The organism is Sorangium sp. So ce321 (assembly GCF_051530195.1).
GTDB lineage: Bacteria > Myxococcota_A > Polyangia > Polyangiales > Polyangiaceae > Sorangium.
The window spans coordinates 9,833,891-9,857,380 of the sequence record NZ_CP150329.1; the positions used below are offsets into that span (position 1 = coordinate 9,833,891).

Consider the following 23,490-nt stretch of genomic DNA (forward strand, 5'->3'; position numbering starts at 1 on the left):
GCGAGCGATGATCCCGCCTTGCGCCGCGCTGGACGACGCCGCGGCGGCTGCCCGCGCCTCGGCTGAGCGGGCCCGCGCTGTCCCCGGCTGTGCCCAGGCGCGGCAGCGAGCCCGCGCTGTCCCTGGTTGTGCCCAGCGCGGGGCGGCAGGGCCGCGGGCTCCGCCCTGGCCGCGCGAGGCGCTTCGATTCGACAGGGGAGATCCAGAGTCGAGGCTTCCGGTGAGACGCCGCCAGCCGCAGATGGTCTGTGATGCAACATCCAAAGACCCGCTCCGTCCCCGGGGACAGAGCACGTTCGAGGTATATCGTCTGGATTCCGCTCCTCTCCGCCTGCGCGGGAGTCGAGCCCTCGCCGCCCCCGGCGTGCGCCCCCGGCGAGGAGCTCCATCGCGGGCGGTGCGTCCATCCAGCCGCCCGCTACGAGCCGGAGGAGCGCATCGACCGGGACAACGTCGTCGCCTTCGGCGCGCCGCCCACCCGGCTCACGCTGCCGGAGCCGCCGCGCAGCGGATTCAGGATCATCGCGCCGCCGCGGACCCTTTCGCCCGGCGAGGAGGTGACCTTCTGCCTCTCCTGGCCCTTCCCTGCCCTCGTGAACAGGACCGTCCACGCGGCGCGCGTCTACACGACGGCCGGGCTGCACCACAGCAACGTGATCGCCAAGCCGGTCAACCCGGCGTTCGGGCCGAACCCCTATCCGGACTGCCACCCGGGCGCCGACGACCCCTTTGGCGCGCTGCCGGCCGTCATCCCGGACGTCCTCTTCGCGAGCTCCACCCAGGTCGTCGGCGACGAGACGCTCATTTTCCCGCCGGGGATGGGCTTCACCCTCGATACGTCCCGCGAGATCGCGACGAGCGTCCACCTGCTCAACGCCTCGGCCGAGCCCGAGGTCGTCGAGCTCGCCTATGATTTCTTCACCATGCCGCTCGCGGAGCGCGCCGAGGAGCTCGTGCCGTTCGTCATGAACGTCAATGACTTCCTCGTCCCGCCGCGCGCCACGCGGACCGTCGGCGCGACGTGCTCGACGTTCGGCGGGAACATCGTCTCGCTCATGCCGCACACGCACCGCTACGCCGAGGCCTTCGACGTGGACGTCGTCCGCGCGGGCGGCGGCGAGGCGCGCGTCTACGAGGGCGGCGCGTTCGATCTGGAGAGCGATATCGAGGTCTTCCGGCCGGCGATCGCGCTCGAGGAGGGCGACTCCCTCCGGTACGCGTGCCGGTTCAAGAACACGTCCGGGCACGCCCTCACGTTCGGCCTCGGGGACAACGAGATGTGCACGCTGTTCGGGTACATGTACCCGCCGGAGAAGCAGTTCGCGGCGTTCTCGGTGCGCGACGGCGAGCCGTGCGCGTCGTTCGGCATCGGCGCGTTCCGGTGAGGAGGAGTCGGCCGGCGCCGTCGGAGAGCTGCTGTCCGATGGGCGCTCCGCGCCTTTCCAGGTACGGTCGTTCGCGACTTCGACGGAGGTTGGTTGATGCGAGCTCTTCGATTGCTCATCGTAGCTCTCCTCTGTGGTCTGCTGCTCGGCGCCTGCGGGGACGACTCCGACGCGCTCTCTCCCGAAGACTGCGAGGATGAGGGCGGCTACGTCATCGGCGACCCCGGCGACGGCAGCAGCGAGCGCGACAGCTGCCCCGCGGGCGAGGAGCTGCTCGGGAACGTGCGATTCGGCGTCGAAGGCGGAATCTGCTGCCGCCGCTGAGGCTCCAACACCACCCGAGCCGGCCGCCCCGCCCCTGAGCGACCGCTACCGCCGACCGCTCCTCCGCGCTACGTTGGCCGCCGTGGACGCACCCCGACCGTCCGGCACTCGCCGCGCGCTGCTCATCGGCCTCCCCCTCGCCGCGCTCGCCGCGGCGGCGTTCCTCTTCATGAACCGCGACGAGCCCCCTTCGCCGAAGGCGCGGCCGTCGAGCGCGGAGTCCAGCGCTGACACCAGGCCTCGGCGACGCGATGAGTCATCCGCCATCCCTCCCGCGCCGCCGCCGCTCGCTGCCCCCGCGAGCGCCGCAGCACCGGAGTCGGAAGCGGCGCCGGACAAGGACCCGGAGGCGCGCGTCCTCGATCGCATGCGCGCCGCGCTGACGAGCGATCCCGCGGAGGTGCTCCGGCTCGACGACGCGGCGTCGCGCGAGCTCGGGGACAGCCCGCGCGCCGCCGAGCGGGGCCAGCTCCGCGTGCGGGCGCTCGTGCGCATGGACCGGATCGGCGAGGCCCGCAGCTTCGCCGAGGACCTCATCGAGCGCCATCCGGACGACCCCGCGGCGAAGAGTGCGGCGGCGTACATGGGGATTCACCCGAGGCCGCGCGGGCCGTCCCGGTAAGGCACGGTGAGGAGCGTGACCTGGAGGAGAGCAGCTGATCTCCCTGGGCCGCTGTGATCAGGATCTTGTAGCAAGAGCAGAACGTGGCGCAGTGAGTCACTGAACCGATTAACAAATCGTGCTGGCCTGTCGGCGTGTTCCTGGCGATAATCGGCGCATGCGCGATTGGCTTCTTCTTGTCGGGGTTCTCCAGCTCTCCGCGGCTGGATTCGGCTGTGGCGGCGGCGGGTCGGGCGACGACGGCCTTGATGGCGCGGGCGGCGGCACGGGAGACAGCGGCGCTGCCAGCGGCGGCGTCACGACCGGTGCCAGCGGCGGCCCTGCCGGCAGCGGCGGCGTCACGACCGGCGCCGGCAGCGGCGCCAGCACCGGCAGCGGCGGCGGCGGCGCCACGACCGGCGGCGGCGGCGCCACGACCGGCAGCGGCGCCACGACGGGCGCGGGGACGCCGGACACCTGCGCCGGGGCCGGGGAGGACGCCTGTCCGTTCGAGGGCGGGGTCCAGATCGACTGCCGCCTCCGCTTCATGTACGGCGTGAACTACGCCTGGCGCGACTTCGGCGCTGACTTCGGCGGTCAGTCCAAGTGGAGCCAGTCGGGCATCTCGGGCAAGAAGGGCCAGGTGCTCGCCGACCTGCAGGACATGCGCGCCAACGGCGTGGACGTGGTCCGCTGGTGGATCTACCCGCGCTTCTACGGGGACCAGATCGCCTTCGACGGGCAGGGCAACCCGACCGGGCTCGGGGGCACCTCGACGCAGGACATCCTGGCGGCGCTCGAGCTGGCGGACCAGGCGCAGGTCAACGTGATGTTCACGCTGTTCTCCTTCGACGGCTTCTACAAGGCGACGTACAACCCGCCGAGCGGCCTGACGGCGGTGAGCATGGGGCCCATCGTCGCGGACCCGGCCCGGCGCGCCCGGCTGATCGAGAACGTGGTCCGGCCTGTCGCGCAGGCGGTCGCGTCGAGCCCGCACCGGAGCCGCATGCTGGCCTGGGACGTCATCAACGAGCCCGAGTGGGCGATGACCGGGCCGAGCCTCCACGGCGGCGACCCGGCGTTCGAGGGCGACTCCAGCAAGTTCGATCTGGTCACGCACCAGCAGATGGAGGCGCTCGCCAAGGAGTCGGCCGCCGTGCTGAGGGGCGAGACCGGCGCACCCGTGAGCGTCGGCAGCGCCGCGATCAAGTGGGGTCAGGCGTGGACGCACGCCGACGTCGATTTCTACCAGGTCCACATGTACGGGTGGGTCAACGAGTGGTTCCCGTACAACACGCCTCCCTCGGAGTGGGGCCTCACGGACAAGCCCGTCGTCATGGGCGAGTTCCCCATCAACATGGCCGAGATGGACGTGACCTACGACAAGTTCGTGAGCGACCTCTACAACATCCGGTATGCGGGCGCGCTCTCCTGGTCGATCACGGATCGGAACTTCCCCTGGTCGTCGAACAAGACCGCCGTGAAGGCGTTCGCCGACAAGCACCCCTGCGAGACGCGGTACTGAGCGCCGGGCGAGCGCCGCTGTCCGCGGCGCGCCGCAGCTCCTGCCAGCGAACACGAGCTCATCTGTCCTTCGCGTGCAAGCTCGTCCTGGACGGGAGCGGCTGCGCTTGCGTGACAGCTTGCCCCATCGTGTGGCGCATTGGCCCATGAAGGCGCGCTCGACTGGCCGCTGCGGCGGCCTCGTTCAGGAGGCCGGGCGCAGCTTCCACTCTGGTTCTTTGTGGTCCCCTCTGGGCACGTCGGTTGCTGGGCAAGTGGACCCACCGCTCACGGAGGTGCCTCGCCTGTGTGAGCCGTCGAGAATTGTCCATCAGCACCCGGAGGGAGAGCGACATGGCAAGAGATCGCTACGAGAACCGAGACTTCCGCAACGAGGGGACGCGCGACGACTCGCGTCACCGGGAAGAGCACGGGCGCTTTCCAGGGAACAACGACCAGCGCGGTTACCACGGTCACGACGAGGAGCGCGACGCGTTCGAACGAGGGTCGTACAGCCGCGGCAACTATGCGAACCAGAGCGGCGGCAGCCGGCAGGGCGAGCTCGGCCAGGAGTCGCAGTACGGCCAGCCGCAGTACGGCCAGCAGGGGCGCGAAGGCAGGGGCCAGTGGCAGGCGGGCGGCCAGCACGGACAGGACTACCGCGGCGGCTTCGGCGGCCGAGGGCAGGAGCAAGGCGGCTTCGGCGGCCGAGGGCAGGAGCAAGGCGGCTTCGGCGGCCGCGGCTACCGCGAGCACGAGGAGAGCCGCGCCTACGGGCAGGACAGCCCCTCCTGGGGGCAGAGCGGCGGGCGCGGCAATCACTTCGGCGGGCGGGGCGCGGACGACGAGCGCAGCGGGTTCGGCTCAGCGCAGCGAGGACGCGAGGAGAACCGCGGTTACTACGGCCGCGACGTGAACCGCGGGTTCACCGGGCCGGAAGAGGGCCAGGGCCGCGGCTCCTACGGGCGCGACTACTATGGCCGCGAGGACGAGGGCCAGCACCGCGGCCAGGCGCCGCACGAATACCAGAGCTCCGAGAACCAGTACCGCGGCTACGGGCGACAGGACGAGTACCAGGGCCGCAGCCACGAGGGCCAGGGCCGCGAGGGCCAGCACCGCGGCTACGGGCGGCAGGACGAGCACCAGGGCCGCAGCTACGAGGGCCAGCACCGCGGCGGCTACGGCCGCGGCGAGAGCCAGGGCCGCGGCTACCAGCAGCAGGGCCGCGAGGACTACCAGGGCCGCAGCTCCGGCAGGCAGGACGAGCACCAGGGCCGTGGCTACCCGCAGGGCCGCGAGGACTACCAGGGCCGCAGCTTCGGCAGGCAGGACGAGCACCAGGGCCGCGAGGACTACCAGGGCCGCAGCTTCGGCAGGCAGGACGAGCACCAGGGCCGCGAGGGCCAGAATCGCGGCTACGGCCGCGGCGAGAGCCAGTACCAGGGCTATCGTGGCGGCGACGAGCACCAGAACCCTGGCCATTACGGCCGTGGCGACGAGCGCGGCGACCAGCGCGGTCGGGACGAGCACCGCGGCTATCAGGGCCGGAGTGACGAGCGCGAAGGCCACGGCCAGGGCCATGAGCGCACCGGGCGAGGCGACCTGTACAACCAGCCGGAGCGGCGGCCGGGGTTCGGCCGCTTCATGGGCGATGAGCTGCCGCAGGGGTACTCGACACGCACCCACGAGCGCGACGAAGCGCGCGCCTCGCACGACCGCGATCGCCCCCAGGCAGACGACAGCGGTCGCTCCGAGCATCAGCGCCAGAACCGGACCTGGAACTGAATCGCTCAGCGCCGATCGCGCCGCCGCGCGGGAAACGGCCCCCCTCCTGAGCCCGCGCGGGGCGGCGCGCCCCGCCCCGCGCCCTTTCATCGCCCACCGCTCACGCCGCCGGCTGCCCCGCCGACCACCTCGGCCCCGCCGAGCGCTCCCGCTGCAGCGACGATCACAGCACCGGTGACGCCTCGCGCAGCGGCAGGCCCGACGCGCGCCGTCGCGCGCGGCCACGCCCGTGGAGCAACAAGGGGGCGCCGCGTGCCGCGTCGAAGAGGCGGTGAATCTCCAGGTCCGAGAGCGACGTTTACCGGAAGATGCTTTGGCCGTGTGCCCGGCGCCGACGCCCGCGTCGCGGCGTCTTCACCGACTCGCAGGCGAAGATTGGTGTTGTCTGCGCCACGGACCTGCAGCATCCTCGCGCGCCATGAAAACAAAAGCTTATTCCAACCTCCCCAGGCTCGCTTCCGCGCTCTGCATCGCCTGGTCGGCGCTGATGACCGGCTGCGGTGACGACGACTCGGGCGCGGCGACGAGCACCGGCGGCGGCTCGTCGACCGCGACCAGCGCCTCGGGCTCTGGCGGCGCTGGTGAAGGCGGCGCCGGCGCTGGCGCGGGCGGCGCCGGCGAGGGCGGCGCCGGCGCGACGACATCGACAGCGAGCGGCACCGGCGGGGGCAACCCGTCGGGCGACACCATCCGCTTCATCGGGCGCTTCGACACGACGAAGCCCGAAGGCCCCCGCTTCTCCTGGCCCGGCAGCGCGATCGTCACGCGCTTCTCGGGGACATCGATCAGCGCCCGCTTCAGCGACAAGTCGACCCCGGAGCAGTCCAACTTCTTCCAGGTGGTGATCGACGGCGAGTCCAAGGGCGTCCTCAAGGTCAACAACCAGGAGGAGCTCTACACGGTCGCGGAGGGGCTGGCCGACGGCGAGCACGAGCTCCTGCTCCACCGCCGGACCGAGGCGCTGGTCGGCGTGACGCAGTTCCTCGAGTTCGTGCCGCAGCAGGGCGAGGAGCTCCTGCCCGTCGCGGCGGCGCCCGAGCGGCGGATCGAGGTGATCGGCGACTCGATCTCGGCTGGTTACGGCATCGATGGCGCGGACGAGACCTGCCCCTTCACGAGCGACACGGAGAACAACTACCTCGCCTACAGCGCGCTGACAGGCAGGCAGCTCGAGGCGGACACCACGATAGTCGCCTGGTCCGGCAGGGGCGTGTACCGGAACTACGACGACGAGGTGGCCGACACCATGCCGGAGATCTACGGCCGGACGATCGCCGACGAGCCGGAGCCCGCATGGGACTTCTCGTCCTGGGTGCCGCAGGTCGTGGTGATCAACCTGGGCACGAACGACTTCAGCATCAACGTCCCGGGCGACGCCGCGTTCCGTGAGCCGTTCACGAACGCCTACGCGGGCCTCGTCGAGACGGTCCGGGAGAACTATCCGGAGGCGTTCATCTTCTGCACCATCGGGCCCATGCTCAGCGACGGGTACCCGGAGGGCGCCGAGGCGCTCACCAGGGCGCGGAGCTACATCGGCAAGGTGGTCGAGGATCGCGCGGCCAGCGGCGACGATCGGGTCCGCTTGCTCGAGTTCCCCGCGCAGAACGGGGAGGAGAACGGGCTCGGCTGCGACTACCACCCGAGCAAGAAGACGAACGAGCAGATGGCCGCGCAGCTCTCGAAGGCGATCAGCGAAGAGCTCGACTGGTAGCAGCGCGGCGGCGGGGCGCAGCGACATCGCTGCTGCGCTGCGCCCCCGCACAGGTCGTCCTGGTTTTCCTTGAAAGACCTTCCGTCGAAGCCCTGTGTCGAAGGGCTCCGTCGGAGCGCCGTCCGGCGACATCGGAGCTCGACTCGGGGGCACGACGGGACGCAGCGCCGCAGCCGCGCCCTGCGCGCGGCGCCGGGGCATCAGGGCGCGGCGCCGGGACATCAGGGCGCGGCGCCGCGGCATCGGGGCGCGGCGCCGGGACATCAAGGCGCAGCGCCGCGGCATCAGGGCGCGGCGCCGGGGCATCAGGGCGCGGCGCCGGGGCATCCGGGCACCGGCGCGTCTCTCCGGCTGTGGCACGGCGCTACACCCGACGCACGTCCGGTACAGCGGAAGCGCCACGGCGAACGAAATACCGATCAGATCCTCTCGCCAGGGCGCGTGACACGCACGCGATCCAGCCTTGGTACACGCGGTGCATCTCTCGTTATCAGAACACCGGACGGGCGGCGCCGCTGAATGCGCGTGGGAGCGCGCCGCCGAGCGAGGAGATCATCCATGCAGACCAAGCAAGACGGCTCCCAGCGGGCCACAAGCAGGAGCCACGGACAGGATTTCGTGGAGGCAGCGCGCCAGAGCGCGGCTCGCAAGGACGACCGCGATGCGTTCATCCCCGACCCGGGCGACGGCCCGCCGGAGGTGATGGATGAGTTCGCCGAGCAGATCGCCGAGCAGTATCTCGCCTCGGCGACATCGGGCAAGGGCGACACCACGGAAGACTATGAAGACATGGTGGATCCCGAGGAGGTCGGGGGCCCCTTCATCATCACGACGGCCGAGCAGGAGATGGCGTACAGCAGGGACTCGATGAACCCCGACGACGCCGAGGTGGAGCCGTTTCCCCTGGTGAGCCGCTCCCCCCTGAGCTGATTGCCCAGCGCGCGAGCCCCCGGTCGCGCGCGGACCACAAAAGCCCCGCGCGCGAGCCCCGCTCGTGCGCGGACAACGGGAATCACCCGACAGCGCACCGCCCACGCGGCCGGCCAAGGTGAGCCCCCATCCGGCAGCGCTGTACAGATCGGCTTGGCATCCGCCCTCGGCGCGCGTACGACCAGCGCGGCTTCACAGAGGAGGATGCGATCATGGCCCAGACCAAGTTCAAGGGAAACCCCGTCCACACCGCCGGCGAGCTGCCGCCCGTCGGCTCGACTGCCCCCGATTTCCAGCTCGTCAAGAGCGACCTCTCGGAAGGCAAGCTCTCGTCCTACACAGGCAAGAAGATCCTCAACATCTTCCCGAGCGTGGATACCGGGGTCTGCGCGAAGTCGGTGCGCACGTTCCACGAGCGCGCCGAGAAGCTCCCGGGCGTGACGGTGCTCAACATCTCGGCGGACCTGCCGTTCGCGCACGCCCGCTTCTGCGGGGCCGAGGGCATCAAGAACGCGGAGAGCCTCTCGACGTTCCGGAGCGACTTCGCCGACAGGTACGGGGTCAAGCTGGTGGACGGGCCGCTCGCGGGCCTGCTCGCGCGCTCGGTCCTCGTGCTCGACGAGCAGAACAAGGTGATCCACGCCGAGCTCGTCCCGGAGATCGCGCAGGAGCCCGACTACGACGCGGCCCTCGCCAAGGTGCAGTGAGCCCGCACCTGCGCCCCCCATGCGCGCAGGTGCGGTGAGCCGGCGCCCGCGCCTCACGCGCACGCGCGCTTCGTGAACCGGACGCGCAGCCCCTCCGGCTGCATCGCGAACGCCATCCGCTCCCGCACCGGCGCCGTGTGATCCGCGAGCTGCACCGTGAAGCTCCGGAGCACCATGCCCACGGTCACGGCACACTCGAGGAGCGCCATCGAGCGGCCCGGGCAGACGCGGGGCCCGCTGCCGAAGGCGAGCGCCATCCGCGGCTCGTGGGGAAGCATCGGGGACGCGCCGCCGAGCCAGCGCTCGGGGCGGAACGACTCCGGATCGCCGAAATACTCGGGCTTCCGCCCGGTCGCGCGGGTGAGCACCACGACGCCGGCGCCGGCGGGCACCGCCACGTCGCCGACCACCGTGTCGTGGTTCGCCTCGAGGTAGAGCAGCGGCGCCGCGGAGCGCAGGCGAAGCGTCTCCTGGGTGACGGCGCCCGTGTACTCCAGGCGCTTGCTCTGCTCGAGCGTCGGGATCAGCCCGCCGCCGAGGACGCGGTCGGCCTCCTCGCGGGCGCGCGCCTGCACGTCGGGGCGCGAGGCCAGATAATAGAGGATCCACGCGAGGGTGTTCGCGGTCGTGTCCTCGCCCGCGAGCAGCATCGTGAGGACGTTCGCGTAGACCTCGGCGTCCGAGAGGTGCGCCCTCGGGTCCTCGCCGTCGCGCGCCACGATCATGAGCTCCAGCAGCGTCCGCGGGCGCGCGGGCCGGTCCGCGCCGCCCTCGAGCTCGCGCCGGGCGGCGGCCACGAGCTCGAAGATGAGCCGCTTCACCGCGAGCAGGGCGCGATCGTAGGCGCGGTCGGCGGGCAGGCCGAGGTACCGCCAGTAGGGCAGCGGCGCGAGGATCCGGCGGTTCAGGCCGAGAAAGACGCGCTGGAGGTGCTCCTGGAGCGCGTCCGGCCCGCCGCCGAGCGTGTTGAGGTCGCGGCCGAAGGCGATGGTGGACGTGACGTCGACCGAGTAGCGCATGAGATCGCCGAGGACGTCGCGCGCGGCGCGCTCGTCGGCCGCGCGCGACCACAGCTCGCGCAGCCTGCCCGTGATCTCGCAGATGCTCGGGAAGAAGCCCTCGACGTTCCGCGCGTGGAGCGTCGGATTGATGAGCTGCCGCTGCTTCCTCCACGCCTCGCCGTCCGCCGAGAACAGCCCGACCATGTCCGCCTCGCGCGACACGTCCTCGATGGCCCGCGTCCGCCGGAACACCGCGGGGCGGCGCTGGAGCACGTCGCGAACGAGCTCGCCCTCGGCCACGACGAGGATCGGCTGGCGGCCCATCCGCACGACGAACACGTCCCCGAAGGCGCGCCACCACCGCTCGAACTCCAGGTGCCAGCGGTCGGCGTGGAGCTCGTGCAGATTGCCGATCACGGGCAGGCCCCGGGGCCCCGGGAGGTCCGCCAGGGTCCGCCGCGGACGCGCAGCCCCGGCGCTGCGGCGGGTGGTTTCATCAGGAGCTGGGCAGGTGGGCTTCATTCTCTCTTCATACAGAGCCGGCGTGCCCCGATGCAAACCCCCCACGCAGCAGGGGACTCGCCAGGTTCGCTGAACAACCATGCATTCGCGCGCATTCGCACGCTGCCCGCGCTGGGCCGCCGTCCGACACCGGCGCCGCGGCGTCGCGGGCGGCTGCGCGGCCGACGGCGCGCGCGCCCGCGGGCGGCTGGCTGCCGCGCGACCGCGCGGCCGGGCGGCGCGACGGCGCTGGCGTGGCGGCCTCGGCGCAGGTAGAGACGGCGGGCATGGCACGGCCGCTGGAGAGGGAGCTGGCGCGCCTGTCCGGCGAGGAGATGGTCGCGGCGCTCGGCCTGGGCGGCGCGCCGGCGTGGGTGCGGCGGGCCGGGCGCGCGGCGTTCGCCGTCCCCTCGCTGCCGCTCGGGCGCGTGCTCGCGCGCTTCGACCAGCGCACCGGCGAGGCGGGGATCCACGTGGCGGCGCGCGAGGCGCTCGCCGGGTTCGGCGCGCGCTGGACGGCCGACGCCGCCCCGCCGCCGCGCGGGGCGCTGCTCGTCGTGTCCAACCACCCGGGCGCCTACGACGCGCTCGCGCTGATGGCGGCCCTCGGCCGGGGCGACCTCATGATCGTGGCGGCCGAGCGGCGGTTCCTGCGTGCGCTGCCCCAGGTCAGCCAGCGGTTGCTCTTCGTGCCGATCGACGAGGGCGGCGGCGGGCGCGCGCTCGCGGCGCGGACCGCCGGCGTGCGCCGCGCCCTGCGGCACCTGCGCGGCGGCGGCGCGCTGCTCCACTTCCCCGCCGGCCGCATCGAGGCGGATGCGGCGTTCGCGGGCGCGGGCGAGGCGCTGCTCGGGGCGTGGCACCCGAGCGCCGGGGCGCTGCTGCGCGCGGCGGCGGCGGCGGGCGGGCGCGTCGCGGTGGCGGTCGTCTCGGGGGTGCACTCGGCGCGGGCGAAGCGGCTCCCGATCACGCGGTGGGCCGAGCGCCGCGGGATCACCACGCTGGCGCCGCTCCTGCAGATCGCGTTGCCGGGCTTCGACGACGTCGAGGTGCGGGTGCGGCTCGGGGAGGCGCGGGACGCCGCGGCGGTCGCGGGCGGGGGGGACGACGACGCCGGGCTCACGCGGCGGCTCCGGGACGAGGCGGCGGCGATCCTCGGCAGGTAGGCGGCCTGCGGTGGGGAGGATGACGCTGCGCCGGTGGGCGGCTGCGTGGAAGCGCCGACAGAGCCATGGGTCCAGCGCACATCGGGCCGGGAAAACTCCATGACGCGGAGAGGCGGAACATTCCCTTGAGACCGATTGGATTGCCACGCTCTGAGTCGATTCTCGTCCCGAGCCCGAAGGTTCATGAAATCGTGACTATTACAGAGGCGAGCTTCACCCCGTCTCGGGCGCGCAGCATTCCCTTCGACGCGCTTAATTTCCCGCCTCAAAAGGGCCCAAATTGTCGATTTGATGATTGACTTGTGGATCGGCCCGGCAGGATCCTCCGCACTGAGGACACCCATGCTCAGAATACCTCTCGCCGCCGCGTTGTTGCTCGCGTCGCCCGGGTGCGGCAGCGACTTCGAGCCGCCGCTGGTCGCCGGGAGAGCCGTGCTCACCCTGGGAGCGAAGCAGTTCTTCCTCGACACGGGCAATAACGGGGAGACAGCGGTCGCTTTCGACGAGGACCACCAGCGCAGCTGGTACACGGATTGTGGGATAAAAGACGACGAGTTCGAGGTGATGATCTTCAACGACCCCATCCGGGAGAAGAAGGGCTTCTGGGGGATCATCCTCCGCGCGTCTCCCGACGCGACCGAGGAGGCCTGGAATGTGTCCGTCCACCTCGGGGACGATGGGCTCAACGGGGTCTGCCAGCTGAACCACAAGACGACGCGCGAGAAGGACCCGTACGAAGGGGAGCTCTCCGTGGAGGCGTGCCTCCTGAAGGACCGGACGGTCGACGCCGACGGCCTGCAGGAGGCCCGGTTCGACGCGTTCGTCCGCGCCAAGCGCTGCGTGCTGCGCGCCCCCGTGGCCGCGGAGGAGTGACGGCTCAGCGCCCCGGCCTCGCCGCCCGCGAGAGCGCCGCGCGCACCGCGGTCGCGGCGCCGTCCCACGTGGGCAGCGCCGCGGAGCGGACCGCCGCGGCGCGGCTCATGCTAGCGCGCAGCGCCCCGTCCTCGAGGAAGCGGGAGAGCGACCGCACGAGGCCCTCGCCGTCGTCCCAGAGCAGCGCCTCGGCGCCGTCCTGGACCACCTCGGCGACCGCGCCGGCGCGGGCGGCGAGCACCGGCACGCCGGCGCGGACCGCCTCGGTGAGGACCATGCCGTAGCCCTCGAGGAGCGAGGGCAGGACCAGCGCGTCCGTCGCCGCGAGCTCGGCCGCGAGCGCGTCGTCGCCGAGCACGCCGGGGACCACGACGCGCGCCCGCAGGAAGGCGGAACGGGCGATCGCGCCGCGCACCCGCCCGGCATAGGCGGGGTCGCGCGCCGCGTCGCCGACGAGCGCGAGCGTGGCGCGCGGGCTGCCGATCCGCTCGAACGCGGCGAGGAGCTCGAGCAGGCCCTTGCGCGGGATGAAGCTCCCCACGAACGTGAGCCGCAGCGCGCCGCCGTCCCGGTCGGCGCCGCCCGCGCGGGGGCGCAGGGGGAGCCGGTCCGCGCCCGGCGGCGCCACGTCGACCCGCGCGACCCCGTGCTCGCGCCGGAGCCGCGCCGCGGTCGTCGCGCTCGTCGCGAGGTGCGCGTCGCAGAGCCGTAGCACCGCGGTCTCCTGGAGCGCGAGCGCCGCGCGCCGCGGGCCGGGCGGCAGCTCCCACGCGCTCAGGTGGTGCACGAGGAGCGCGCGCGCGATCCGGCGCGGCAGCGCCGCGAACGCGGGCCCGAGCTCCGGGAAGCAGAGCTCGTCGCCGACGGCGACGTCGGGGTCGACCTGGGCGAGGCGCCGCGCGAGCGCGAGCCCGGCCAGCGCGCGCGAGCGCGGCGCCGGATCGAGGGACACGACCTCCACGGCGTCGCCCCGCGCGCGCAGCCGCTCGACGACGAGCCGATCGTAGATGTAGCCGCCCGTGATCTGGTCGAGGGCGCCGTAGACGACCCAGGCGATGCGCATGCGTCAGCCCAGTACCACGGCCCCGCCCGGAGCCGCGCGCCGCTCCTGGAGCCGCGCGCGCCGCGCCGGGGCGTCACGCGCCGGGCGGCGATCTCCGGCGCGCGCGCAGGGCCGACAGCTCCCCCGCCGCCACCAGGCCGGCCCCCAGCGCGAAGCACACAAGCGAGGTCGCCAGCGCAGGCAGCGGGATGTCGCGATCACCGCCGTTGTACGCCTCGACCGTGGACGTGAGGACCCAGTACTGGAACGCGCAGAGCATCGCGACGACGAGCAGCCTCGCGCTCATGGCGCCCTTCGCGCCCGGGCGAAGGTCATGTTTCGGTCCAGGGATCGGCATCGCTCTCCTCCCCTCACCCCTCGCGCCGCGGCGAGAGCCCCACCGCGAACACCTTGCCGTCCTCTATTTCCAGCGCGATGCGCCCGAGCGGCCGCATGTCGCGCGGTGGACCGGACGTGCCCTCGCCCGAGGCCGCGTCGAAGCGGCCGTTGTGGCAGTAGCACCGGAGGTGCTCCTCCCCGCCCTCGGCGCCCCGCTCGTAGGAGACAGGGCAGCCGAGGTGGGTGCACTTCTGCTCGAACGCGACCAGCTCGCCGTCCCCCCGGCGGATCAGCAGCGCCGGCGTCGTCTCGTCCGGGTAGCGGAAGACCACGGCGCTCCCGGGCGCGAGGTCGTCGACGCGCGCGATCTCCGCGCGGGCGCGCGGCTCCGCAGGCGGGCGGCGCGAGCGCAGGTACACGAGGGCGTTGCCGGTCGCGAGCCCGCCGCTCACCAGCACGAGGAAGCGCGCGAAATCGCGGCGGGTCACGTGGTCGTCGCCCTCCGACTCGTAAGGGAAGTCCTCTCGCCACTTCGGCAGATCGTCCGCGCTCTTCACAGGAACTCCGCCTCCTTCCCCGCCCCCGCGCCGCCCGCCTCGGCCGCGCGCCCTCCGCCCGCGCCGGCCGCGCTCGCCGCGCTCGCCGCGAAGGCGGTCGCGAGCGCCGCGGGGCCGCCGCCCTCGTCGAAGGCGGGCAGCTCGACCGCCATCTCGTCCACCTCGTGCGGCACCATCACGTGCACGCGCGTCGTGATCCGCTGCTCGCCGAACCGCCAGCGGTTGATCGCCTTGCTCGCCGGCCGCTGCCGCGCCATCTCCTCGCGCGTCCCGTAGAACAGCGCGCCCGTGGGGCAGACCGTCGCGCACATCGGCTTCTTCCCGGCGCTCGTCCGGTCGAAGCACATGTCGCATTTCTGCATCTGCTGGATCCCCACCTTGATGATCGGGACCCCGAACGGACACGCCAGCTCGCAGTTCCCGCACGAGATGCACCGGGGCGTCAGGCTCGAGTGCACGATCCCGTTCTCATCCACCTTGATGGCGTCGGCCGGACAGACCGACGCGCACGTCGGGTCGGCGCAGTGCATGCAGACCATCGGCGCGGTCTGCATCGACACGCCCGGCTCGACCAGGTCGACGTGCACCATCGGCAGCCCGCGGTGCGTGTGGCACTCCGAGCACGCCGCGGCGCACGCCTGGCAGCCGATGCACCGCTGAAAATCGATGAAGAAATCACGCACCACAGCGCTCATGAGGCCTCCAGGGTGAGCTCGGCGAACAGCGACCGCGCCCGATCGGCTTCCGCGCGGGTCGCCGCGCGCACCCGGCACGCCGCGACCTTGAACTCCGGCATCTTGCTCACGGGATCGAGCGCGCGGACCGTGAGCTGGTTGGCGGCGAGCTCCTCGGGCCAGTGATACGGCAGGAACACCGTGTCCGGGCGGATCGTCTCGACGATCCGCAGCGGCACCGTGATCCCGCCGCGGCGGGTCTCGACCGTGACCAGCTGCCGGTCCACGAGGCGGAGCTCCGCCGCGAGCGCCGGGTGCATCTCGCAGACCGGCCCGGGGCTCTTCTCGACGAGGAACTTGATCCGCCGCGTCTGCGTCCCGCTGAGATAATGAAACACGCTCCGGCCGGACGTCATGTACAGCGGATACTCGGCGTCGGGCACCTCCGCGCTCGGGCGGTAGGGCGTCGGGATCAGCTTGAACCTGCCGTCCGGATGGTAGCTCCTGCCGTCCTCGAACAGCCTCGGGGTCCCCGGGTGCCCCTCCGACGGACAGGGCCAGAACACCCCCATCTCCCGCTCGACGCGCTCGTACGTGATGCCCGCGTAATCGGCGGTCCCGCCCGCGCTCGCGCGGCGCAGCTCGTTGAAGATTTCCTCGCTGCTCGAGAACGCGAAATGCTCCCCCCTCCCGAGCCGCCTCGCGAGCTCGAGGAGTATCCACGTGTCCCGCCGCGCGTTGCCCGGCGGGTCCACCGCGGCGCGGATGCGCACCACGCGGGCCTCCGCGGTGGTCGAGGTGCCCTCTTCCTCCTCGTGCAGCGAGCCGGGCAGCACGACGTCCGCGTAGCGGGCCGTCTCGCTCATGAAGAAGTCGATGACGCAGAAGAAATCGAGCTTCTCGAGCGCCTCGCGCGCGAAATTGGTGTCGGGGTGGCTGACCATCGGGTTGAAGCAGATGTTGAGGAGCCCGCGGATCTCGCCCGCGTGGATCGCCTCGAAGATCTCGACCGTGGTCTTGCCCTTGCGCGGGAGCTCGGCGTCGGTGATCCCCCAGACACCGCAGATGTGCTGGCGGTGCTCGGGGTTCTCGATATCGCGGTTGCCGGGGAGCTGATCGCACTTGTGCCCGTGCTCGCGCCCGCCCTGCCCGTTCCCCTGCCCCGTGATCGTCCCGTAGCCGCAGCCCTTGCGGCCGATCCTGCCGGTGGCGAGCACGAGGTTGATCAGGCTGAGGACGTTCTCGACGCCCTTCGTGTGCTGCTCCACGCCGCGCGCGTGCAGGAGGAAGCTCGTCTTCGCCTGCCCCCACGCCGCGGCGACCTCGCGGATGAGCGCCGCCGGGACGCCGCAGATCTCCGCGGCCCACTCCGGCGTGCAGCGCTCCACCGAGGCGCGGAGCTCGGCCCAGCCGGCGCAGCGCTGCTCGACGAACTCCCGGTCGACCCAGCCGTTCTCGACGAGCTCGCGGAGCAGCGCCTGGTTGAGCGCGCTGTCGGTCCCCGGGCGCAGCGGGACGTGGTAGTCCGCCGTGCGGCCGATGGGCGTCTCGCGCGGGTCGACGACGATGAGCTTCGCCCCCCGGTCGCGCGCCCTCCAGATGTAGTGCGTCAGCGTCGGGAAGCACTCGCTCACGTTGGTGCCCGCGAGCAGCACGACGTCCGCGTCGGGGATGTCTCCCCAGCCGTTCGCCGTGCGGTCGATCCCGAACGCCTTCTTGTTCCCCGCGCCCGCGGAGACCATGCAGAACCGGCCGTTGTAATCGATGTTGGCGGTGCCGAGCGCGAGGCGCGCGAACTTGCCCGCGAGGTAGCTCTTCTCGTTGCTGAGCGACACCCCGCTCAGCATCGCGAAGGCGTCCTTGCCGGCCTTTCCCTGGATCGCGCGCGCCCGCGACGCCACGAGATCGAGCGCCTCGTCCCAGCTCGCCTTCCGGAACCCGCTCCCCTGCCGGATCAGCGGATCGGTCAGGCGGTCGGGGTGGTGCGTCTGCATGTACCGCTTGACGCCCTTCGGACAGAGCCGCCCCTCGTTGAACGGGAACTCCTCCCACGGCTCCAGGCCGATGACCTGGTTGTCCTTGACTTGCAGCTTCACGCCGCACTGCATCCCGCAGAAGCAGCAGTGTGTCTCGACCAGCCTGTCGGGCTCGGGCTTCGGCCCCCACCCGGTCACGGGCGAGTCGGAGACGTGCGGTCCGTACTCGCGGATGTAGTCGGAGATGGGCAGTCTCAGGTGCGTCATGTGCTGTCTCCTCCCGTCCTGTCGCTCACGAGAAGCGCCCGCCTCGGGCCCTGTCGTGCGCGCGGCCGATGAGCATCCGCCGCCCGCGCGGCGAGACCTCGCTCCACGCGGCGCCGGTCCCCGACCGCGGCGCGTAATCGAACCCAACCTCCCCGAGGACCTCCTTGAGGTCGTCGGTCTGGAGCTTCGCCGCGAACGCCTCGCCCGTGACCGGGCAGGTCGCCTTCTCGCCCCGGTCGCCGGCCTCCTTGTAGAACGTGACGCCCACCGACGCGGGGCGCTGGAACACGTGGAAGAGCTTGCCGAAAGGCAAGTAGAGGAGCGTCACGATCACCGTCAGCGCGTGGAGCTGGGCGAGCGCGCCGTAGAAATACCCGTGCAGCCACGTGTAGCTCACCCAGAGCAAGAGCCCGCTCACGCTCACGGCGAAGAGCAGGAGGAGCGGCAGGAGGTCGCGCTCGAAGCGCTGGACCGCCACCGCGCCGCTCTCCCGCGTGCGGCGGACCATGGCGAGCATCACCCCGGGGACGACCATGAACCCGCTGATGATGAGCGCGTGAAAGACCGCCCACCCCACGACTCCATGGACCGGGATCTCCGACACCGGGTAGCCGAAGACCACGACGCGGTAGGTCGCGCCCGCGCCGGACGCGCCGGACTCGAAGTGAAGCCAGCCGAACACCAGCGGGAACGTCACGGCCGCGGCCAGCATGCAGCCCCACGCGATGAGCATGTGCGCGATCCACCGCGTCAGGCCGCGCCGCAGGATGAAGTCCTGCGCGACGATCTTCGACCAGAGCGCCTCGACGATGAGGGTCGGCCGGCGGAGCCGCGGCCAGCGGCGCGGCGAGAAGAGCACCTGGAAGCCGCGGACCCAGTACTTCCGGGTCGGCGGCTTGCTGAGCCAGACGGAGTACCTGTACACGACCCCGAAGGTCATGAAGAGGCAAGCGAAGGTGTAGCCCACGAGCGCGGAGTCGAAGTCTGCGAGATCGCGGCTGCCCACGACGATGAGCGCCGCGAGCGCGGCGGTGGCGACGACCCCGTTGCGGACCGCGCCGAGGTGGACGAGCGGGACGCGCCGCGGCGCGCTCCCGCCTTCGCGGGGGCGGGCGGGCGCCGCGCGGCACGGGCGCCCGTCGGCGAGCTCCGCGCTCATCGCTGCGCCTCCACGGCCGCCGCCGCGCCGCGCTCCGGCACCGCGGCGAGGCGCGGCGGCGCGTCGTCCGCCGCGCTGGCCGCCGGGCGCGCCTGCCGCGGCGCCCAGAGCGGGTAATCGATGCCCGCGAGGCGATTGATGACGATGGCTTGCAGCGTGAGCAGGGCGACGCCCCCGAGGAGCACCAGCAGCATCGGCGGCCGGTCCACGATGCCCAGCGACACGATGAGCGTCGTGGCGCCCGCGGGCGGGTGGGGCGCGCGGGCGAGCACCATGAGGCCGGCCGTGAGCCCCAGCGAGAGCGCCGCGGCCAGGGCGCGCGGGAGGGTCACGCCGCCGGAGATCGCCGGGCCAGCGTCCGTCAGCCCCGTGACGAGCAGGCTCACGTAGGCGACCGCGATGGCGATGCTGTGCCCGATGAGGGTGTTGCGTGGCGCGGCCGAGGCAGCCCTCGGCGTGTAGAAGAACAGGAAGGCGGTCGGCCCGAGCGACGGAAACACGAGCGGCGCCTTCGTCACCGCGGCGAGGGCCGCCATCAGGCCGATGCTGACGAACCCGTTCACGCAGCTGAAGGCCGCGAGCACCGGCACCTCCGCGTAGCGCTGCAGGAGCCGCGGCAGCCGCAGGCGCGAGAAGATCCCGCGCGCGACGTCCGACATCTCGCCGCCGATCGGGTGCTGCGGTGAGATGGGACCGTAGCCGCGCCCGGCGCCCCACGGCTCCGCCGGCGGCGGCGCGGATCGACTGTCGCTGTCGGCCCTCATGCGCCGCGGGCCCCGCGCTCGCCCCGCAGCTGCGGGAGCGGAGGTCGCCCCCCGCAGGGCCACTGCGGCAGGTCGACACCGGGGCGCGAGGCGTGGAGGAGGATCTCCTCCGACGCGCCGAGCTCCACCCGGAAGCGCACGAGCGCGCTGCACTCGGCCCCGATCGGGTGGCCGGTCGAGAGGTCGAAGGCGATCCCGTGCAGGGGGCACTGGATCTCCTTGCCCCCGAGGATCCCGTCCGCGAGCGGTCCCCCCTTGTGGGGGCAGCGCGCCTGCACGGCGAACAGCTCGCCAGCGCGCGTCCGGAACACGGCCACCTCGCGGCCGCCGACGTGGAATGCCCGCCCCTCACCCACGGGGATCTGGGTCAGCGGGCCAAGGTTGAAGACCGTCTTCTCATCCAGCGCGATATCGCTCATCACAGAACCTCCTCTCCTGCCGGCGCGCGCGCCGGCAGGAGAAAACTCCTCATCTCCGCCGGGACGCTATACCCGTTCCCGGCGCTCCGCTCCATCGCTCCCGCCCTACCCCGCCTGCGACGGCGCGCTGCCCGTCGGCGGGAGCAGCGTCGCGAACTGGGACGGATGGATCGGGCTCTCCGCCTCGCTCCAGGGGTCGACATACGCCTCGACCGAGGCCTCGACCTCCGCGTCGAGGCGCGCCGCGATCCCCTCGGCGTCGTCCACGATCACCCGCCGCACCTTCGCGATCCCGACCCGATCGACGAAATCGTACGAGCGCTCCATGTACCTGGCCTGCTCGCGGTAATACTGCATGAAGCGGCCCGCGTACCGGATGACCTCCTCGTGCGTATCAACCACGCAGAGCAGGTCTCCCTTCCTCACGCGCGAGCCCGCCCCGCCTCCCACGTAGATCTCCCACCGGCCGCCCTCGATGGCGACGGCGCCCACGTCCTTTGTCGTCGCCTCCGAGCAGTTGCGAGGGCACCCGGCGGTGGCGAGCTTCAGCTTGTGGGGCGCCTCGAAGCCCTGGAACCGCCGCTCGATCGCGATGCCGAGCGACGTGCTGTCCCCCACCCCGTACCGGCAGAACTCGCTCCCGACGCACGTCTTGCAGGTGCGGAATCCCTTCGTGTAAGCGTGACCGGACGGCATGCCGAGGTCGCGCCACACGTCCGGCAGCCTGTCCTTCGCGATGCCGAGGATGTCGATCCGCTGGCCGCCGGTGATCTTCACCATCTTCGCGTCGTAGCGCTCGGCCACGTCGGCGATCTTCCGGAGCTGGGCCGGCGACGTGACGCCGCCGTAGATGCGCGGGATGACGCTGAACGTCCCGTCTCGCTGGATGTTCGCGTGCACGCGATCGTTGATGAAGCGCGCGTCGCGCTCGTCCTCGTACTCCTTCCCCCAGACGCCCTTGAGCAGCGAGGCCAGCCCCGGCTTGCTCGCGATGTCCTCCTTGCCGCCCGCGAGCTCCCGGAACACCGACGAGACGCTGCGCAGCCCGCGCTCCTTCACGAGCCGGATGAGCTCCGGCTTCGCGTGGGGCACGCCGGGCACGTAGTAGTGGACCGAGGGGTCCTCCATCGCGTCCTCGCCGAGGACGAGCTCGAGGACGGCCTGCACCTGGGGCTTGCACGCCCCGCAGCCGGTGCCGGCGCGCGTCGCCTGGCACGCCTGCCGGAGCGTGCGGCAGCCGCCCCGCGCCGCCGCGGCGATCTGGCCTTTCGAGACGCCGTTGCAGTTGCACACCTGCGCCTCGTCGGGCATGTCTGCCATGCTGGGCTCGCCCGCGCCCCCTCCGGCGCCGGGGAAGCCGGCGAAGAGGAGCTCCGCGCGGTCGTCGGGGACCTCGAGCCCCCGCTCGAAGATCTGGAGCAGCCGGCCGCCGGTCGCCCCGTCGCCGAGCAGGATGGCGCCCGCGAGCGTCCCGCCCCGGATCACGAGCTTCCGGTAGATCCCCCGTGCCTGCTCGACGTAGGCGACCTCCTCCGCCGTGTCGTCCGCGGCGCTCTGCTCCCCCATGACCACGAGGTCGACGCCCATCACCTTCAGCTTGGTCGAGACCTTCGAGCCCACGTACGCCGCGTCGGGCCTGCGCTCGGTGAGCCGATCGGCGAGGACGCGCGCCTGCTCCCAGAGCGGGGCCACGAGCCCGTAGGTGCGCCCGCGGTGCTGGACGCACTCGCCGAGCGCGTGGATGTCCGGATCATCGGGCGAGCAGAGGTCGTCTCCCACGACGATCCCCCGCTCGACGGTGAGCCCCGCGTCGCGCGCGAGCTGCGCGTTCGGCCGGATGCCGGCGGAGATCACCACGAGATCGCACGCGAGCTCGCTCCCGTCCTCGAAGCGGAGCCCCTCGACCCGCTCCTGCCCGAGGATCTCCCGGGTGGACCTCTCCAGATGGATGCACAGCCCCATGCCCTCCAGGGCGCGCTGGAGGACGGCGCCCCCGGCCGCGTCGAGCTGCACTTCCATGAGGTGCTTCATCAGGTGCACCACGTGGACCTCCAGGCCGAGCCCGAGCAGGCCGCGCGCGGCCTCGAGGCCGAGGAGCCCGCCGCCGATCACGGCCGCCCGCCGCGATCGCCGCGCGCGCTCGATGATGCCGCTGCAGTCGTCGAGCGTCCTGAACACGAACGCGCCTTCCTTGTAGCCCCCGCCCTCGCGCAGGAGGCCGTCGATCCTCGGCACGAAGGCGCTGCTCCCCGTGGCGATGACGAGCTTGTCGTAGGCCTCGACGACGCCCGACGCCCCGCGGACGACCTTGCTGTCGCGGTCGATCGAGGTGACCCGGACGCCGGCGTGGAGGCGGATGTCGTTCTCCTCGTACCAGGACAGCGGGTTGATGAAGATGTCCTCCGGGTCCTGGGTCCCGGCGAGGACGTTCGACAGGAGGATGCGGTTGTAATTGCCGTAGGGCTCGTCGCCGAACATGACGATCTCGAAGCGATCCTTGCCCCCGCGCGCCAGGATCTCCTCCACGAGCCGCGCGCCGGCCATCCCGTTGCCGATCACCACGAGCCGCTTTCTTTCCTGTGGTGGGACCTCTCGCCCGCTCGTGCTGGTGGCGCCGCCCTCGCGCGCGGCAAGTCCCGATGCGTTCCTCATGAGACTCACTTCTCCTTTCCAGACAGCCACTCACTGCGTAAAGCCGCGCGCGCGGGCCCGGCACGCCGCCGAGCCCGGTCGTCCACCGAGCGGGCGCGCGCCGGTCCGCGCCCCGGAGACAGCGCTCCATCGCTGCCCAGAGCGTGGGCAACGAGCGCTCAGCCGTTTTTCGCCATGGATCTACAGATGCATCCTGGATGCATCAGCCGCTCCAGCTTGTGCGCCAGCCTTCATGCACAGCGTCCTTGTGGCCCAGGAGACGGAGCCAGGCAGACGTCTGGTTCCGGGTGTCGTGACGAATCAGGAGAGCCCCGATCGCGCCGTGAGAAACCGCGCGGATGCCTGGTGGGCACGACAGGCGCCGGAGCGAACGACATCTGCGACGGCTTCGTGACAGAGGAATAAGCGCGGCGCAGCCTTGTTGTGAGCGCGGCGCAGCCTTGCTGCGAGCGCTGCGCAGCCTGAGCGAACGACATCCGCGACGACGTCGTGACAGAGGAATAAGCGCGGCGCAGCCTTGTTGTGCGCGCGGCACAGCCTCGTTGTGCGCGCCGCGCAGCCTTGCTGTGAACGCGGCGAAGCGTTGTTGTGAGCGCCGCGCGGCCTTGCGGCGAGCGCGGCGAAGCCTTGTTGTGCAGGCGGGAGCCGACTGTGCTCCTCGCGGGCGCGCGTCAGCGCGCCGCTCGCGCGGCCGGCGGGAAAGCCGAGCCTGACCGGCGGGAGGCCGCTACAGGTCGCGCTCGAAGCCCGCGTACGCCGTGGGCGACTCGCGCACGAGCACCCGCAACGTCGCGCCGGCGACGGGCGCCTCGTCTGCGGGGAGCTTCGCGACGTCCGCGGCGAGCAGCCCGGCCACGTGCTCGGCCACGCGCTCGGTCGTCGAGGTGCGCCCGGGGAAGGCCTGGTGCTCGTCGAGGTTCTGGTAGTCGATCGTGTCGAGCGCCCGGCGCAGCGACGCGTGCAGCGCGCCGATGTCCATGACCACGTGGTGCGGCCCGAGCGCCTTGGCGCGGATCTCGACCTCGACGGCGTACGTCGCGCCGTGCATCCGGGTCGCCGGGCCGAAGAACGGATCGGAGAAGCTGTGCGCGATCATCACGTGATCGCTGACGCCGAGGAGGAACATGGCAGGCCTCTGGAGCGGTGCTGAGACG

Annotated in this window: 21 protein-coding genes; 10 read left to right on the forward strand and 11 right to left on the reverse strand. The window is 72.1% G+C overall.

What is annotated here, in order from left to right:
• Positions 1–251 precede the first annotated feature (251 nt).
• The 8 genes from WME89_RS36265 (at position 252) to tpx (ending at position 8,946) form a co-directional block, all read left to right on the forward strand.
• The gene (locus tag WME89_RS36265) at positions 252–1,385 is read left to right on the forward strand and encodes a hypothetical protein (RefSeq protein WP_438004203.1); all 1,134 of its coding nucleotides are present in this window, start codon (positions 252–254) and stop codon (positions 1,383–1,385) included.
• Between the two features lie 111 nt (positions 1,386–1,496).
• On the forward strand, positions 1,497–1,709 hold the full coding sequence (locus tag WME89_RS36270; protein ID WP_438004204.1) for a hypothetical protein: 213 nt from the start codon (positions 1,497–1,499) through the stop codon (positions 1,707–1,709).
• Between the two features lie 82 nt (positions 1,710–1,791).
• Positions 1,792–2,331 carry a hypothetical protein gene (locus WME89_RS36275; protein WP_438004205.1) on the forward strand — a complete coding sequence of 180 codons (540 nt, stop codon included), beginning with the start codon at positions 1,792–1,794 and terminating at the stop codon, positions 2,329–2,331.
• Between the two features lie 157 nt (positions 2,332–2,488).
• Positions 2,489–3,835, forward strand: a complete 1,347-nt coding sequence (locus tag WME89_RS36280; protein ID WP_438004206.1) for an endo-1,4-beta-glucanase — start codon at positions 2,489–2,491, stop codon at positions 3,833–3,835.
• A 332-nt stretch (positions 3,836–4,167) separates the two neighbouring features.
• Entirely contained in the window at positions 4,168–5,598 is a 1,431-nt protein-coding gene (locus tag WME89_RS36285) for a hypothetical protein (protein WP_438004207.1), read from the forward strand.
• Between the two features lie 418 nt (positions 5,599–6,016).
• Positions 6,017–7,309, forward strand: a complete 1,293-nt coding sequence (locus WME89_RS36290; RefSeq protein WP_438004208.1) for an SGNH/GDSL hydrolase family protein — start codon at positions 6,017–6,019, stop codon at positions 7,307–7,309.
• 558 nt (positions 7,310–7,867) lie between these two features.
• Complete coding sequence (locus tag WME89_RS36295; RefSeq protein ID WP_438004209.1) at positions 7,868–8,239, forward strand: hypothetical protein; 372 nt, start codon at positions 7,868–7,870, stop codon at positions 8,237–8,239.
• Between the two features lie 212 nt (positions 8,240–8,451).
• Positions 8,452–8,946: a thiol peroxidase gene (tpx, locus tag WME89_RS36300; RefSeq protein ID WP_438004210.1), complete on the forward strand. Its 495-nt coding sequence runs from the start codon at positions 8,452–8,454 to the stop codon at positions 8,944–8,946.
• A 53-nt stretch (positions 8,947–8,999) separates the two neighbouring features.
• On the opposite strand, the gene WME89_RS36305 is transcribed toward tpx, so the two are convergent.
• Positions 9,000–10,469, reverse strand: coding sequence for a cytochrome P450 (locus tag WME89_RS36305; RefSeq protein WP_438004211.1), 1,470 nt, complete (start codon positions 10,467–10,469; stop codon positions 9,000–9,002).
• A gap of 266 nt (positions 10,470–10,735) precedes the next feature.
• Between WME89_RS36305 and WME89_RS36310 the strand changes: the two genes are divergently transcribed.
• A complete protein-coding gene (locus WME89_RS36310; RefSeq protein ID WP_438004212.1) occupies positions 10,736–11,614 on the forward strand; it encodes a 1-acyl-sn-glycerol-3-phosphate acyltransferase in 879 nt (292 codons plus the stop codon).
• A 342-nt stretch (positions 11,615–11,956) separates the two neighbouring features.
• Positions 11,957–12,487 (forward strand): hypothetical protein, encoded by a 531-nt coding sequence (locus WME89_RS36315; RefSeq protein WP_438004213.1) that lies wholly within the window; start codon positions 11,957–11,959, stop codon positions 12,485–12,487.
• 4 nt (positions 12,488–12,491) lie between these two features.
• Here WME89_RS36315 and WME89_RS36320 read toward each other — a convergent pair whose 3' ends face one another.
• The 10 genes from WME89_RS36320 to WME89_RS36365 form a co-directional block, all read right to left on the reverse strand.
• Positions 12,492–13,550 (reverse strand): glycosyltransferase family 4 protein, encoded by a 1,059-nt coding sequence (locus tag WME89_RS36320; RefSeq protein ID WP_438004214.1) that lies wholly within the window; start codon positions 13,548–13,550, stop codon positions 12,492–12,494.
• Between the two features lie 73 nt (positions 13,551–13,623).
• Entirely contained in the window at positions 13,624–13,836 is a 213-nt protein-coding gene (locus tag WME89_RS36325) for a DUF6755 family protein (RefSeq protein ID WP_438004215.1), read from the reverse strand.
• A 64-nt stretch (positions 13,837–13,900) separates the two neighbouring features.
• Positions 13,901–14,425: a ubiquinol-cytochrome c reductase iron-sulfur subunit gene (locus WME89_RS36330; protein ID WP_438004216.1), complete on the reverse strand. Its 525-nt coding sequence runs from the start codon at positions 14,423–14,425 to the stop codon at positions 13,901–13,903.
• Positions 14,422–15,120: a 4Fe-4S dicluster domain-containing protein gene (locus tag WME89_RS36335; RefSeq protein ID WP_438004217.1), complete on the reverse strand. Its 699-nt coding sequence runs from the start codon at positions 15,118–15,120 to the stop codon at positions 14,422–14,424. Before WME89_RS36335 ends, WME89_RS36330 begins: the two co-directional genes overlap by 4 nt.
• Positions 15,117–17,342 carry a molybdopterin oxidoreductase family protein gene (locus tag WME89_RS36340; RefSeq protein ID WP_438004218.1) on the reverse strand — a complete coding sequence of 742 codons (2,226 nt, stop codon included), beginning with the start codon at positions 17,340–17,342 and terminating at the stop codon, positions 15,117–15,119. Before WME89_RS36340 ends, WME89_RS36335 begins: the two co-directional genes overlap by 4 nt.
• 25 nt (positions 17,343–17,367) lie before the next feature.
• Complete coding sequence (locus tag WME89_RS36345) at positions 17,368–18,501, reverse strand: MFS transporter (protein ID WP_438004219.1); 1,134 nt, start codon at positions 18,499–18,501, stop codon at positions 17,368–17,370.
• A complete protein-coding gene (locus WME89_RS36350; RefSeq protein WP_438004220.1) occupies positions 18,498–19,265 on the reverse strand; it encodes an HPP family protein in 768 nt (255 codons plus the stop codon). Before WME89_RS36350 ends, WME89_RS36345 begins: the two co-directional genes overlap by 4 nt.
• Complete coding sequence (locus WME89_RS36355; protein ID WP_438004221.1) at positions 19,262–19,684, reverse strand: Rieske (2Fe-2S) protein; 423 nt, start codon at positions 19,682–19,684, stop codon at positions 19,262–19,264. The genes WME89_RS36350 and WME89_RS36355 overlap by 4 nt, the downstream gene beginning before the upstream one ends.
• Before the next feature lie 105 nt (positions 19,685–19,789).
• The gene (nirB, locus tag WME89_RS36360; RefSeq protein ID WP_438004222.1) at positions 19,790–22,336 is read right to left on the reverse strand and encodes a nitrite reductase large subunit NirB; all 2,547 of its coding nucleotides are present in this window, start codon (positions 22,334–22,336) and stop codon (positions 19,790–19,792) included.
• A 727-nt stretch (positions 22,337–23,063) separates the two neighbouring features.
• On the reverse strand, positions 23,064–23,462 hold the full coding sequence (locus WME89_RS36365) for a 6-pyruvoyl trahydropterin synthase family protein (RefSeq protein WP_438004223.1): 399 nt from the start codon (positions 23,460–23,462) through the stop codon (positions 23,064–23,066).
• Positions 23,463–23,490: the final 28 nt, after the last annotated feature.